We start from the raw sequence: 13227 nt of genomic DNA, 5'->3' as shown, positions 1-13227 counted from the left end.
GCCGCGTAGGCTGCTCCCTCGTGAGTACGGGCACAGCATCAGCGAGGCAGGGCACGGCAGCAGCCGCGGAAGCGGCCTCCGACGTGGTTTGCGCGGTGCGTGACCTGGTCAAGACGTACCCCGCCGTACGCGGCCGGCGCGGCGCGCCCGCCCTGCCCGAGACCCGCGCCACCGACGGGGTCTGCCTGGACGTGGGGCGCGGCGAGATCTTCGGACTCCTCGGACCGAACGGCGCCGGCAAGTCCACGCTCGTCCGCCAGTTGACCGGCCTCATGAAGCCCGACGCGGGCTCCGTCACCCTGCTCGGCCACGACCTCGTGCGCCACCCCGAGCGCGCCGCCCGACTGCTCGCCTACCTCGGGCAGGAATCCACCGCCCTGGACGAGCTCACGGTGTCCCTGGCCGTCGAGACCACGGGGCGGCTGCGCGGACTGGCCGCGCCGGCCGCGCGGGCCGCGCGCGACGAGGTCCTGGAGGAACTCGGCCTGACCGGGATCGCCGGCCGGCCCCTGAAGAAGCTCTCCGGCGGACAGCGCCGGCTGGCCTGCTTCGCCACCACCCTCGTCGGCGAACGGACCGTCCTGGTCCTCGACGAACCCACCACCGGCATGGACCCGGTCGCCCGGCGGGCCGTCTGGACCGCCGTGGACCGGCGCCGTGCCCAGCGCGGCGCCACCGTCCTGCTCGTCACCCACAACGTCATAGAGGCCGAGACCGTGCTGGACCGGGTCGCCGTCATCGACCAGGGCAAGGTCATCGCCTGCGACACCCCGGCCGGGCTCAAGGCCAAGGTCTCCGGCGAGGTCAGGCTGGAACTGGTGTGGCGGACCACCGCGCCGCTGGAGGTGCCGGAGGTCGCGGCGCTGGCCCCGCGGGCCGTCGAGTCGGGAAGGCGATGGGTGCTGAGGCTGGGACCCGACGAGGCGCGCGCCGCGGTCGCCGCCGTGACCGGCAGCCCGGCCTTCGCCGCGCTCGACGACTTCACTCTGGCCACGCCGAGCCTGGAGGACGTCTACCTGGCCCTGGGCGGGCGCGTATCGAAGGGGCTGGTCAAGTCGTGAGTGCCGCCGCTGTCGGAGTGCTGGCTCCCCGAGCCCGCTTCTTCCCGGCGCTGGCCGCCGTGTACCGGGCCCAGTTGTCCCGGGCGCGCGTGGCGCGGATCCCGCTGCTGTTCGTGGCCACCTTCCAGTCCGTCGGAATCATGATCCTGATGCGGGGCGTGGTCGACGGGGGCTCCGAGGCCCGCGCCGTCGTCGCGGGCTCGTCCGTCCTGGTCGTCGCCTTCGTCGCGCTGAACCTGCTCGCCCAGTACTTCGGGCAGCTCCGGGCCAGTGGCGGGCTCGACCACTACGCGACCCTGCCGGTGCCGCCCGCGTCCGTGGTGCTGGGCGCCGCCGCCGCGTACGCCTCCTTCACCCTGCCGGGGACCCTGGTCACCGCCCTCTTCGGCTGCGCGCTGTTCGGGCTGCCGATGGGCGGGCTGTGGATCCTGGCCGCCGTGGTGCCGCTCGCCGGCGCCGCGCTGGCCGGACTCGGTGCCGCGCTGGGGCTGCTGGCCCCCCGACAGGAACTGGCCACGCTGGCCGGACAGCTCGGCATGTCGGCCGCGCTGCTGCTGGGCGTCCTGCCGCCCGAGCGGATGCCGGAGGTCGTCGTGTGGGCGCGGGACCTGCTGCCGTCCACGTACGGCGTCGAGGCCTTCGCCCGTACCTTCGAGCCGCACCCCGACTGGGCGGCGGTCCTCCTCGACCTCGGGGTGTGCGCGGTGGTCGGCGCGCTGTCCCTCGCCGTCGCCACCTGGGCGTACCGCCGCGCGGCGGTCCGCTGAGGCCGGTGCCCGCCGCACCTGGCACGATGTGGGGGTGACCGAAGCCGTGACCCCGCCGCCGTCCCCGTTCGACCCGCCGGCGCCCCCGCCCGAGAAGCCGCGCGACGCCGCCGGGGGGATCACTCCCGCCGACATCCGCGACGGGGCCACTGTCGCCCTCGTGGTGGCGGTGGCGGGCGTACTGCTCGGGGTGTTGTGGGCCTGGCTCGCGCCCAGGGTCCAGTACGTCTCCAACGGGGAGGCGGTCTTCCTGCGGGACACCGAGAGCGAGGCCCGGATCGGGTCGGACGCCACCTTCCTGCTGATCGCCGCCGGATTCGGGCTGCTGAGCGGGGTGGGAACCTTCCTGTGGCGACGCCGGGGCGGTGTCCCGCTCGTCGTCGGACTCGCGATGGGATCCTGCTTCGCCGCGCTGGTGGGGTGGCGACTGGGCCTGTGGCTCGGCCCCACGTCCGACCTGCCGGCGGCCGCGCTGAAGGCGGGCAAGGGCGTGCCCTTCGACGCGCCGCTCCAGTTGCTGGCCCACGGGGTGCTGCTGGTGTGGCCGATGGTCGCGGTGGCCGCCCACCTGGCGCTGACGGCGGCGTTCTCGCCGAAGGACCCCGAGCCGGACCTGGAGTGGTACGGGGCGCCGTACCCGCCGGCGCACGCCCACGCCACCGACCCGTCGCCCGAGCCGCCCCGCCCCTGACCACACCGCCCCTGACACCGCGCCCGACCCCGCGGGGTCGGGCCGGGCGGGCTTACGGGCGGGAGATGGGGGCCAGGACGGCCCCCAGGAGCTGCGCCAACGTCGCCGGCGGGAGTTCGACCTCCAGGCCGCGGCGCCCCGCCGAGACGCAGATCGTGGGGTGGTCGGTCGCCGACGCGTCGAGCACCGTCCGCAGCCGCTTGCGCTGACCCAGCGGGGAGATGCCGCCCAGGACGTAGCCCGTGGTGCGCTCCGCCAGCGCCGGATCGGCCATCGAGGCCCGCTTGGCGCCCACGGCCGCCGCCAGGGCCTTCAGGTCCAGCGATCCCGACACCGGGACCACCGCCACCGTGAGCACCCCGTCCACGTCCGTGACGAGCGTCTTGAACACCTGCGTCGGGGACACCCCCATCGCCTCCGCGGCCTCCTGGCCGTACGAGGGGTGCGCGGGGTCGTGCTCGTAGGCGTGCACCGTGAACCGCGCCGCCGCCGCGGTGAGGGCCGCTATCGCCGGGGTCGCCGCCCCGGACTTCTTCTTCGCCATCAGTTCGGGCTCGTCGGCGCGCGCGTCAGGTCCACCGCGGGCAGCGACGGCAGGTGCCGGATCACGGCCGTCTCGGCGCGCAGCAGCTTCAGTTCCTCGGCGAGCCGCGTCGCCGTGTCCGGCGCCTGGAGCAGCCGCTGCTTCGCCGGGATGTCGAGCACCGCCGCCGCGGCGACCAGGTACGAGACCACCGACGGCTCGTCCGGCAGCTCGGCGCCCGTCAGCGACCGCTCACGGGCCCCCGCCAGCCGCTTCTGGTAGTTCCGAAACGCCCGCAGCACACCCTCGGCCAGCGCTCCCGCGCCCTCGCCCGAGTCCTCGGGGAGTTCCTCCAGCTCCGCGACCAGGAACGGCCCCGACGCGTCGACCGACAGCAACCGGACCCGGGAGGTCCCGGTGGCCAGCACCTCGAAACTGCCGTCCTCACGTTCCCGGATGGTCGCGGCGTCCGCGACGCAACCCACCCGGTGGAACGCCTGGATCGGGTCCGAGCCGAAACCGGCCGTCGGGCCCCGCTCGGGCAGCGCCGTCGGGTCGGGCAGACCGGGCGCGGTCGGCGCGACCTCCCGGCCGTCGCGGATCGCGACGACGGCGAAGCGCCGCGGCTCGTCCTCGCCCGTCTTCAGCAGTTCGCGCATCATGGCGCGATAGCGCTCCTCGAAGATGTTCAGCGGCAGCACGAGGCCGGGGAACAGCACCGAGTTCAGCGGGAAGAGTGGCAGGCGAACGGTGGTCACGAGGCACAGGGTAGTGGCCTCGGGGCCGCCGCGGTCACCCCCGCCGCAGGAGCCGCGAGGCGCCCGCCGCCACCGTCGTGGCCAGGATCCACCCCAGCACGACCAGGGCCGCCGCTCCCCACTGCCAACCACCCCGCAGATCCCACTGCCCCTCCTGGCCGAAATCGACGACCGGGAGCAGCAGGTCGAGCGCGTACAGGGCGGCGTTCCAGTGCGGATGCTCGTCCGTCTTGATCGCGGGCGGGTCGAGCCGGGAGAACAACAGCGAGCCCGCCGCCCACAGCACCGCCATCCACAGCGCCGCCCGGCCGGGACGGTAGCCGTACACCACCGTCCAGTCCTGGAGGTACCCCCAGGCCCTCGCCGCGGGCGGCAGCGTGGCCCGGCGCCGGCGCTGCTTGGCCAGCAGCACCATCCGGGCGTCCGCGTCCTCGCCGCTCGCCCGCAGGACCGCCGCGAGCCGCTCGTACGGCTCCGGCGAGTAGTCGGGCGTCGCGGCCTCCACCCAGGCCAGCCGGCGGGCCAGCGGGAAGTGACCCCGGGGCGCGAGCATCTCGTACGAGCAGCCCTCCATCGACAGCCGGCCCGGGCCCGGCCAGCTGGTCGACATGTCGACCAGCTTGACCACCTTGGCCCCGGACAGCACCACCCGCCCCCGCTCCGGCTGCTCGCCGACGAACCGCAGCTCCGGCGTCTGGATCCGCCGCAGGGAGAGCTCCTGCTCCTGGGACAGCAGGAACCGGGCCCCGTAGAAGTCGATCGCGTCGCCGAAGCGCCCGTCGTCCAGCCGCATCCCGCCCTCGCACTCGAAGGCCTGCGCCCGCCGGCCCCCGAGCGGGGTCTCGCCCAGCCCGTACGGGGGCGTGTGCGTCCCGGAGTCGCCGGGGGAGTGGTCCAGGGCGACCGAGGTCAGGTACAGGGTCCGCTCCACGGTCAGCTGCGGGGCGTTCAGCGCGCGCCGCCCCGACGGGTTGCGCAACCGGGCCCCGCGCAGGCTCATCGACACGCCGACCTTCGCGCCGCGCAGACTGACCTCCCCGTACGCCTCCAGCATCTCGCCCTGGAAGTCCTGCGCCACGGCCATCCCGTCCGCGGCGATCGCCCGCCCCTTGTTGTCGCGCTGCACCACCGCCTGGCTGATCAGCAGGTCGGTGCCGATCTGCGCGTCGGTGAGCCGGATCCCCCGCGCCACCCGGCACCGCGGCAGGTGCAGATCGCCCTCGGTGTGCAGCCGGGCCGCCTCCAGCCGCGGTATCGCGCAGTTGACCAGGCGCAACGTGCCGAACCGGGCCTCGGACAGCTGGATCTCGCTGTCGAAGCGGCAGGACTGGAACTCCACGTACGGCTCGACGGTCCCCCCGGACAGGTCCAGCCGCCCGCTGATCCGCACCCCGCGCAGCTTCAACGAGGCCACCCGGCCCGGCACCGGCGGCGGGCCGTGGAGCAGCAGCAGGGCGACCGTCCCGGCCCGCACGGTGCGCTCCGGACCCCAGACCCGGTCGGAATGCGGGTCGTCCCGGCCGGCGGCGCGCGCACTGAGGTCGCAGACACCGCCCGTCCGGTAGGCCCGCCACATCCGCCGTTCGGCGGCGGTCGCGTCGGCGGGTTCCCCGCCCGCGCGCACCTCGGTCATGGCGGTCCCCCTCCGCTCGTCCGTCACACCCAGGGGAACGCTAAGGGGCGCCGGTGACGTCCGGGGCGTGTATCAGCCAGTGATACGGGCGAACGATGCCCGGAGACGGTCTGAGAGAATTGGCAGGTGATCTCTCGTATCGACCTGCGCGGTGACACCCTCCCCGAGGGTGGAGCCCTGCGCGATCTGCTGCCCCGTGCCGAGTTCGACGTGGAAGCCGCCCTGGACAAGGTGCGGCCCATCTGCGAGGACGTCCATCATCGTGGCACGGCGGCGCTGATCGAGTACGCGCGGAAGTTCGACGGGGTCGAGCTCTCGCAGGTCCGGGTGCCCGCGCAGGCCGTCAAGGCCGCCCTGGAGCAGTTGGACCCGGCCGTGCGCGCCGCCCTGGAGGAGTCCATCCGGCGCGCCCGGATCGTGCACCGAAACCAGCGCCGCGACGAGCACACCACCCAGGTGGTGCCCGGTGGAACCGTGACCGAGAAGTGGGTTCCGGTCGAGCGGGTGGGCCTGTACGCGCCCGGCGGCCGTTCGGTGTACCCGTCCTCCGTCGTGATGAACGTGGTGCCGGCCCAGGAGGCGGGCGTCGAGTCCATCGCGCTCGCCTCCCCGCCGCAGAAGGAATTCGACGGTCTGCCGCACCCCACGATCCTCGCCGCCTGCGCCCTGCTCGGCGTGGACGAGGTGTACGCGGCCGGCGGCGCCCAGGCCGTCGCGATGTTCGCGTACGGCACGGACGAGTGCGCCCCGGCGAACATGGTGACCGGCCCCGGCAACATCTGGGTCGCCGCCGCCAAGCGCTACTTCACCGGGAAGATCGGCATCGACACCGAGGCCGGCCCCACCGAGATCGCCGTCCTCGCGGACTCCACCGCCGACCCGGTGCACGTCGCCGCCGACCTGATCAGCCAGGCCGAGCACGACCCGCTGGCCGCCGCCGTCCTCGTCACGGACTCCGTCGAGCTCGCGGACGCCGTGGAACGGGAGCTGGAGCCGCAGGTCGCCGCGACCAGGCACGTCGAGGACCGGATCAAGCCCGCCCTCGCCGGCCGGCAGTCCGCGATCGTGCTGGTGGACAGCCTGGAGGACGGCCTCAAGGTCGTCGACGCGTACGGCGCCGAGCACCTCGAGGTGCAGACCGCCGACGCCGCCGCCTGGGCCGCCCGGGTCCGCAACGCCGGCGCGATCTTCGTCGGCCCCTGGGCCCCGGTCTCCCTCGGCGACTACTGCGCGGGCTCGAACCACGTGCTGCCCACCGGCGGCTGCGCCTGCCACTCCTCCGGCCTGTCCGTGCAGTCCTTCCTGCGCGGCATCCACATCGTCGACTACACGCGGGACGCCCTCGCCGAGGTCACCCACCACGTGGTGACGCTGGCCGAGGCCGAGGACCTGCCCGCGCACGGCGCGGCCCTCAAGGCGCGCTTCGGATGGAAGGTCCCCCAGGCATGACCGGCATCGACGACCTCCCCATCCGGGACGAACTGCGCGGCAAGACCCCCTACGGCGCCCCGCAGCTCGACGTGCCCGTCCAGCTGAACACCAACGAGAACCCGTACGCGCTCCCCGAGGAGCTGGTGCGGCGCATCGCCGAACGCGTGGCCGACGCCGCCCGCACCCTCAACCGCTACCCCGACCGGGACGCCATCGAGCTGCGGACCGAGCTGGCCGCCTACCTCACCCGTACCGGCAAGCACCCGGTCGCGCGCGAGAACGTCTGGGCCGCCAACGGATCCAACGAGGTCCTCCAGCAGCTGCTCCAGACCTTCGGCGGCCCCGGCCGCACCGCGATGGGCTTCGAGCCCTCGTACTCGATGCACGCGCTGATCGCCCGCGGCACCGGCACCGGATGGATCTCCGGCCCGCGCCGGGACGACTTCACCATCGACCCGGAGGCGGCCGAGCGGGCCATCGCCGAGCACGCGCCGGACGTCGTCTTCATCACCTCGCCCAACAACCCCACGGGCACCGCGGTCGCGGCGGAGACGGTCCTCGCCCTCTACGAGGCCGCCCAGGCGGCCAAGGCCTCCCTGGTCGTCGTGGACGAGGCGTACGTGGAGTTCAGCCACCGCGACTCGCTCCTCCCGCTGATCGAGGGCCGGCCCAACCTGGTGGTCTCCCGGACCATGTCCAAGGCCTTCGGCGCCGCCGGGCTGCGGCTGGGCTACCTGGCCGCGCACCCCGCCGTGGTCGACGCCGTGCAGCTCGTACGCCTGCCGTACCACCTGTCGGCCGTCACCCAGGCGACCGCGCTGGCCGCGCTGGAGCACACCGACACCCTCCTCGGCTACGTGGAGCAGCTCAAGGCCGAGCGCGACCGCCTCGTCGAGGAGCTGCTGACCATCGGCTACGAGGTCACCGAGTCCGACGCGAACTTCATCCAGTTCGGGAAGTTCGACGACTCCCACACCGCTTGGGAAAAGATCCTCGACCAGGGCGTCCTGGTCCGGGACAACGGCGTGCCGGGATGGCTGCGGGTCACCGCGGGCACCCCGGCCGAGAACGACGCGTTCCTGGAAGCGGTTCGCGCACTGAAGAAGGAGCAGCACGCATGAGCCGCATCGGACGGGTCGAACGGACCACGAAGGAGACCTCGGTCGTCGTCGAGATAAACCTCGACGGCACCGGCAAGGTCGACGTCTCGACGGGCGTGGGCTTCTACGACCACATGCTCGACCAGCTCGGCCGCCACGGCCTCTTCGACCTCACCGTGAAGACCGAGGGCGACCTGCACATCGACAGCCACCACACCATCGAGGACAGCGCGCTGGCGCTCGGCGCCGCCTTCAAGCAGGCCCTCGGCGACAAGGTGGGCATCTACCGCTTCGGCAACTGCACCGTCCCGCTGGACGAGTCGCTCGCCCAGGTGACCGTCGACCTGTCCGGCCGCCCCTACCTCGTGCACACCGAGCCCGAGAACATGGCGCCGATGATCGGCGCCTACGACACGACGATGACCCGGCACATCTTCGAGTCCTTCGTCGCGCAGGCCCAGATCGCCCTGCACATCCACGTCCCGTACGGGCGCAACGCCCACCACATCGTGGAGTGCCAGTTCAAGGCGCTGGCCCGCGCCCTGCGCTACGCGGCCGAGTTCGACCCGCGCGCCGCCGGGATCCTGCCCTCCACGAAGGGCGCCCTCTAACCGTGACCGGCCTCAACACCATCCTGATCGTCGTCGGCCTCTTCCTGGCCGGCGGGGTCTACTCCTTCCACAAGCAGAAGATGCCCCTGTCGCTGGTCATCCTGCTCGCCATCGGCTCCGCGATGTGTCTCGCCGCCGGAGTCCTGCGGATCCAAGGAATCTGGGAGTGAGCGCCTTGACCCCCACCAAGAAGGTCGTCGTCTTCGACTACGGCTTCGGCAACGTCCGCTCCGCCGAACGCGCCCTCGCGCGCGTCGGCGCCGACGTCGAGATCACCCGCGACTACGACAAGGCCATGGACGCCGACGGACTCCTCGTCCCCGGCGTCGGCGCCTTCGCCGCCTGCATGCGGGGCCTCAAGGACGCCCGCGGCGACTGGATCATCGGCCGCAGGCTCTCCGGCGGCCGCCCCGTCATGGGCATCTGCGTCGGCATGCAGATCCTCTTCGAGCGCGGCATCGAACACGGCGTGGAGACCGAGGGCCTCGACGAGTGGCCCGGTACGGTCGGACCGCTCAAGGCCCCCGTCGTCCCGCACATGGGGTGGAACACCGTCGACGCGCCGGCCGACAGCCAGGCCTTCGCCGGCCTGGACGCGGACGCCCGCTTCTACTTCGTCCACTCGTACGCGGCGCGCGACTGGAGCCTGGAAGTCACCAACCCGCTGATCCGCGCACCCAAGGTCACCTGGGCCACGCACGGCGAGCCCTTCGTCGCGGCGGTGGAGAACGGGGCCCTGTGGGCCACCCAGTTCCACCCCGAGAAGTCCGGCGACGCCGGGGCCCGGCTCCTCACCAACTGGATCGAGACCCTCTGATGCCGAAGACCCTTGAACTCCTCCCCGCGGTCGACGTCCGCGACGGACAGGCCGTCCGCCTCGTCCACGGGGTGTCCGGCAGCGAGACCTCCTACGGCTCCCCGCTGGAGGCGGCCCTCGCCTGGCAGGCGTCCGGCGCCGAATGGCTCCACCTGGTCGACCTCGACGCCGCCTTCGGCACCGGTGACAACCGCGCCCTGGTCGCCGAGATCACCGGCGCCATGGACATCAAGGTCGAACTGTCCGGCGGCATCCGCGACGACGCCTCGCTCGCCGCGGCCCTCGCCACCGGCTGCACCCGCGTCAACCTGGGCACCGCCGCCCTGGAGACCCCCGAGTGGGCCGCCCGGGCCATCGCCGAGCACGGCGACAGGATCGCGGTCGGCCTCGACGTGCGCGGCACCACCCTCAAGGGCCGCGGCTGGACCAGCGAGGGCGGCGACCTCTACGAGACCCTCGCCCGCCTGGACTCCGAGGGTTGCGCCCGCTACGTCGTCACCGACATCGGCAAGGACGGCACGCTGACCGGCCCCAACCTGGAGCTGCTGCAGAACGTCTGCGCCGCCACCGACCGGCCCGTCGTGGCCTCCGGCGGCATCTCCTCGCTGGACGACCTGCGGGCCCTGTCCGCGCTCGTCCCGCAGGGCGTCGAAGGCGCCATCGTCGGCAAGGCCCTGTACGCCAAGGCCTTCACCCTGGAAGAAGCCCTGAAGGTGGTCCGCGCATGAGCTCTCCCGACCAGGTACGACGCATCTCCTCCGGTGGCGCTTACGAGGACGTCATCGGCTACTCGCGCGCCGTACAGCTCCCCAACGGCCTGGTCCTCGTCTCCGGTTGCACCGCCGCCGACGGGGGCGGCCCGTACGACCAGGCCATCACGGCCTTCGGCGTGGCTTTCAAGGCCCTGGAGCAGGCCGGGCTCGGCCCCGAGCACGTGGTGCGCACCCGCATGTACCTCACGCACGCCCGGGACGTGGAGGATGTCGGCCGCGCCCACAAGGAGCTGTTCGACGCGGTGCGGCCCGCCGCATCCATGATCATCGTCTCCGGTTTCGTCGACCCCTCCATGGTCGTCGAGGTGGAGGTCGAAGCCTTCGGTCCCTCAGGAGCCACCGCATGACCCTCGCCGTACGGGTGATCCCCTGCCTGGACGTGGACAACGGCCGCGTGGTCAAGGGAGTCAACTTCCAGAACCTGCGCGACGCCGGCGACCCGGTGGAGATGGCCAAGCTGTACGACGCCGAGGGCGCCGACGAGCTGACGTTCCTCGACATCACCGCCTCCTCCGGCAACCGCGAGACCACCTACGACGTGGTGCGCCGCACCGCCGAACAGGTCTTCATCCCGCTGACCGTCGGCGGCGGCGTGCGCACCGCCGACGACGTCGACAAGCTGCTGCGGGCGGGCGCCGACAAGGTGGGCGTCAACACGGCCGCCATCGCCCGCCCCGAGTTGATCCGGGAGATCGCCGAGCGGTTCGGACGACAGGTGCTCGTGCTGTCCGTGGACGCCCGGCGCACCGCCTCCGGCTCCTTCGAGGTCACCACCCACGGCGGCCGGCAGAGCGCCGGCATCGACGCCGTCGAATGGGCCCACCGCGCGGCCGAACTGGGCGCCGGGGAAATCCTGTTGAACTCGATGGACGCGGACGGTACGAAGGACGGCTACGACACGGAGATGATCGCGGCCGTGCGCAGGCACGTCACGGTGCCGGTGATCGCCTCCGGCGGCGCCGGCAGACTGGAGCACTTCCCGCCGGCCGTCGAGGCCGGCGCGGACGCGGTACTCGCCGCGTCGGTGTTCCACTTCGGCGACCTGCGCATCGGCCAGGTCAAGGACGCGCTGCGGGGGGCCGGCCACCCGGTGCGCTGACGCCCCGGGGGGCTGCATTGAACCGGAACACATGGCGCTGGCTGGCCGCCTACGCCGCCTCACTGATCGGCGACGCGATCTACTTCCTCGCCCTCGGCTGGACCGCCGCGCACGTGGCCGGCCCCGCCGAGGTCGGGCTGGTCATGGCGGCCGGCGCCGTCCCCAGGGCCCTGCTCATGCTGGGCGGCGGGGTGGTCGCCGACCGCTTCGGTCCCCGGCTCGTGGTCGTCTCCTCCGACGCCGTGCGCTGCGCGGTCATCCTCGCGCTGGCCCTGATCGTCGCCCTCGCCTCTCCGGGGCTGTGGGTCCTGGTGACGGTGGCCCTCGTCTTCGGGGCCGTGGACGCGCTGTTCATGCCGGCGGTCGGGGCGCTGCCGCCCCGTATCGCCGGCCCCGGGCAACTCGTGCGGGTCCAGGGGCTGCGCAGCCTCGCCGAACGCGTCGGGCACACCGCGGGTCCGCCGGTGGCGGGTCTCGCGATCGGCCTGGGCGGGGTGGGGGCCGCCTTCGGCGTGGCCGCCGCGCTGTTCGGGCTCTCCCTGGTGCTGCTGCTGGCCGTACGGATCGCCCCGACGGCGCGGGACGCCGAGGATCCCGCGGCGGGGCAGAGCCCCTGGCGGCAGTTGCTGTCCGGGCTCGCCTACATCCGGCGGCACCCGGTGATCGGCCCGCTGACGGTGTCCGGCGCGCTGAGCCAGCTCGGCACCTCCGCGCCGCTGACCCTGGGACTGATCCTGCTGGCCGAGGAACGGGGCTGGGGCGCCGGCGGGGTCGGCTGGATCATCGGCGCCTTCGGGGCCGGCGCGGCGTCCAGCGCCCTGGTCCTGACACTGGTGCCCAGGTTCCCCCGGGCGGGGGCGGTGCAGAACCTCACGCTGATCGTCGGCTCGGCCGGCATCGGCAGCCTCGTCCTGGCCCCCGGCCTGTCGACGGCGGTCGTCGTCGCGCTGGTGACCGGGCTGGTCTGCGGCATCTGCGGAGGCCTGGCCGTCGCCCTGATCCAGACCTCCACCGACGCCGCGTACCTGGGCCGGGTCAGCTCGGTGATGGCCTTCACGGCGGTGGGCCTGGCCCCGCTGTCCTACCCGGTCTTCGGCCTGGCGGTGGACCTGTGGGGGATCACCCCGGTGTTCCTGGCCGGTGGCCTGCTGAGCATGGCCGGGGCGGTGGTGGGCACCTCGGCCCGGGAGGTCCGCCGGGCGGAACTCGCCTTCGCCTGACCGCCACCCCCGCGCCCGCTTGCCGCGCGCTACAGGCCCAGCTGCGCCGTCGTCAGCTTCGCGACGGCCTCCGCCGGGCCGTCCAGCTCCACCGCCGCCGAGGACTGCCGGCCGAAGCAGAACAGCGTGAGTTCGCCCGGCTCGCCCGTGACCGTCACCACCGGGGTGCCCTTGTGCGCCACCGTCGTCTGGCCGTTCGGGCGGCGCAGGACCAGACCCACCGGGGAGCGGCGCCCCGTCAGCCGGGCCAACTTCTCCAGGCGGGACCAGAGGGAGTCCGAGAACACCGGGTCCAGGGCGCGCGGCGTCCAGTCCGGCTGGGCCCGCCGGACGTCCTCCGCGTGGACGTAGAACTCCACCGCGTTGGCCGCCTCGTCGATCTGCTTCAGGGAGTAGAGGGACATCTTCGGCGGGCCGGTACGGATCAACCGGATCAGTTCCTCGTACGGCTTGGCCGTGTACTCCTCCATCACCTTGTCCAGCCGGGTCTTCAGCACGTTCAGCAGGAGCCCGCCCGCCGCGTCCGGGCGCCGCTCGCGGACGACGACGTGCGCCGCGAGTTCCCGAGCGCGCCAGCCGTCGCACAGCGTCGGCGCCTGGGGCCCCGCCGACTCCAACAGGTCGGCCAGGAGCAGTCGTTCACGCTTCGCATGGGTAGACATGCGGGCCAGCCTACGGCCGGAACCCGCCGCGCGCCCGCCCATCTGGTGGACGGCGCTCCGTGATCGTCGCCTTCGCCCGGC

The 13227-nt window shown here is 73.3% G+C and carries 16 protein-coding genes; 12 read left to right on the top strand and 4 right to left on the bottom strand.

Annotation, left to right across the window (positions count from 1 at the left end; translation table 11 throughout):
• Positions 1 to 20: 20 nt before the first annotated feature.
• The 3 genes from ACIRO3_RS22880 to ACIRO3_RS22870 are packed head-to-tail and all read left to right on the top strand — an operon-like array spanning position 21 to position 2519.
• On the top strand, positions 21 to 1061 hold the full coding sequence (locus tag ACIRO3_RS22880; protein ID WP_404139547.1) for an ABC transporter ATP-binding protein: 1041 nt from the start codon (positions 21 to 23) through the stop codon (positions 1059 to 1061).
• Positions 1037 to 1828 carry an ABC transporter permease gene (locus ACIRO3_RS22875; RefSeq protein WP_404139634.1) on the top strand — a complete coding sequence of 264 codons (792 nt, stop codon included), beginning with the start codon at positions 1037 to 1039 and terminating at the stop codon, positions 1826 to 1828. The genes ACIRO3_RS22880 and ACIRO3_RS22875 overlap by 25 nt, the downstream gene beginning before the upstream one ends.
• Positions 1829 to 1862: 34 nt before the next feature.
• Positions 1863 to 2519 carry a hypothetical protein gene (locus tag ACIRO3_RS22870; RefSeq protein ID WP_366000590.1) on the top strand — a complete coding sequence of 219 codons (657 nt, stop codon included), beginning with the start codon at positions 1863 to 1865 and terminating at the stop codon, positions 2517 to 2519.
• Between the two features lie 52 nt (positions 2520 to 2571).
• On the opposite strand, the gene ybaK is transcribed toward ACIRO3_RS22870, so the two are convergent.
• From ybaK to ACIRO3_RS22855, 3 genes are read right to left on the bottom strand one after another with little or no spacing between them, the layout of a single operon-like run.
• A complete protein-coding gene (gene ybaK, locus ACIRO3_RS22865; protein ID WP_361773884.1) occupies positions 2572 to 3063 on the bottom strand; it encodes a Cys-tRNA(Pro) deacylase in 492 nt (163 codons plus the stop codon).
• Complete coding sequence (locus tag ACIRO3_RS22860) at positions 3063 to 3800, bottom strand: LON peptidase substrate-binding domain-containing protein (protein ID WP_366000591.1); 738 nt, start codon at positions 3798 to 3800, stop codon at positions 3063 to 3065. The genes ybaK and ACIRO3_RS22860 overlap by 1 nt, the downstream gene beginning before the upstream one ends.
• 34 nt (positions 3801 to 3834) lie before the next feature.
• Complete coding sequence (locus ACIRO3_RS22855) at positions 3835 to 5433, bottom strand: oxidoreductase (RefSeq protein WP_404139542.1); 1599 nt, start codon at positions 5431 to 5433, stop codon at positions 3835 to 3837.
• Between the two features lie 126 nt (positions 5434 to 5559).
• Here ACIRO3_RS22855 and hisD point away from each other — a divergent pair, with 126 nt between their 5' ends.
• Genes hisD through ACIRO3_RS22810 form a run of 9 tightly spaced genes read left to right on the top strand, consistent with a single transcriptional unit; the run spans position 5560 to position 12484 of the window.
• Complete coding sequence (hisD, locus tag ACIRO3_RS22850) at positions 5560 to 6882, top strand: histidinol dehydrogenase (RefSeq protein WP_404139540.1); 1323 nt, start codon at positions 5560 to 5562, stop codon at positions 6880 to 6882.
• Positions 6879 to 7985: a histidinol-phosphate transaminase gene (locus ACIRO3_RS22845; RefSeq protein ID WP_361773872.1), complete on the top strand. Its 1107-nt coding sequence runs from the start codon at positions 6879 to 6881 to the stop codon at positions 7983 to 7985. Before hisD ends, ACIRO3_RS22845 begins: the two co-directional genes overlap by 4 nt.
• Positions 7982 to 8575 (top strand): imidazoleglycerol-phosphate dehydratase HisB, encoded by a 594-nt coding sequence (gene hisB / locus ACIRO3_RS22840; protein WP_361773869.1) that lies wholly within the window; start codon positions 7982 to 7984, stop codon positions 8573 to 8575. The genes ACIRO3_RS22845 and hisB overlap by 4 nt, the downstream gene beginning before the upstream one ends.
• A gap of 2 nt (positions 8576 to 8577) precedes the next feature.
• Positions 8578 to 8745: a hypothetical protein gene (locus ACIRO3_RS22835; RefSeq protein WP_351385945.1), complete on the top strand. Its 168-nt coding sequence runs from the start codon at positions 8578 to 8580 to the stop codon at positions 8743 to 8745.
• Between the two features lie 5 nt (positions 8746 to 8750).
• On the top strand, positions 8751 to 9392 hold the full coding sequence (gene hisH, locus ACIRO3_RS22830; RefSeq protein WP_361774035.1) for an imidazole glycerol phosphate synthase subunit HisH: 642 nt from the start codon (positions 8751 to 8753) through the stop codon (positions 9390 to 9392).
• Positions 9392 to 10120 (top strand): bifunctional 1-(5-phosphoribosyl)-5-((5-phosphoribosylamino)methylideneamino)imidazole-4-carboxamide isomerase/phosphoribosylanthranilate isomerase PriA, encoded by a 729-nt coding sequence (gene priA, locus ACIRO3_RS22825; RefSeq protein ID WP_404139536.1) that lies wholly within the window; start codon positions 9392 to 9394, stop codon positions 10118 to 10120. The genes hisH and priA overlap by 1 nt, the downstream gene beginning before the upstream one ends.
• Positions 10117 to 10512, top strand: coding sequence for a RidA family protein (locus ACIRO3_RS22820; RefSeq protein WP_267800845.1), 396 nt, complete (start codon positions 10117 to 10119; stop codon positions 10510 to 10512). The genes priA and ACIRO3_RS22820 overlap by 4 nt, the downstream gene beginning before the upstream one ends.
• Positions 10509 to 11264, top strand: coding sequence for an imidazole glycerol phosphate synthase subunit HisF (gene hisF, locus ACIRO3_RS22815; protein ID WP_361773859.1), 756 nt, complete (start codon positions 10509 to 10511; stop codon positions 11262 to 11264). Before ACIRO3_RS22820 ends, hisF begins: the two co-directional genes overlap by 4 nt.
• 17 nt (positions 11265 to 11281) lie before the next feature.
• Positions 11282 to 12484: an MFS transporter gene (locus ACIRO3_RS22810; protein WP_404139533.1), complete on the top strand. Its 1203-nt coding sequence runs from the start codon at positions 11282 to 11284 to the stop codon at positions 12482 to 12484.
• 29 nt (positions 12485 to 12513) lie between these two features.
• Here ACIRO3_RS22810 and ACIRO3_RS22805 read toward each other — a convergent pair whose 3' ends face one another.
• Positions 12514 to 13146, bottom strand: coding sequence for a TIGR03085 family metal-binding protein (locus tag ACIRO3_RS22805; RefSeq protein WP_361773853.1), 633 nt, complete (start codon positions 13144 to 13146; stop codon positions 12514 to 12516).
• Positions 13147 to 13227 lie beyond the last annotated feature (81 nt).

The sequence above is a fragment of the Streptomyces sp. NPDC102278 genome (assembly GCF_044766345.1).
Taxonomy (GTDB): Bacteria; Actinomycetota; Actinomycetes; order Streptomycetales; family Streptomycetaceae; genus Streptomyces.
The sequence above is the reverse complement of the archived record's forward strand: the minus strand, read 5'-3'. Positions and strand labels throughout refer to the sequence as shown.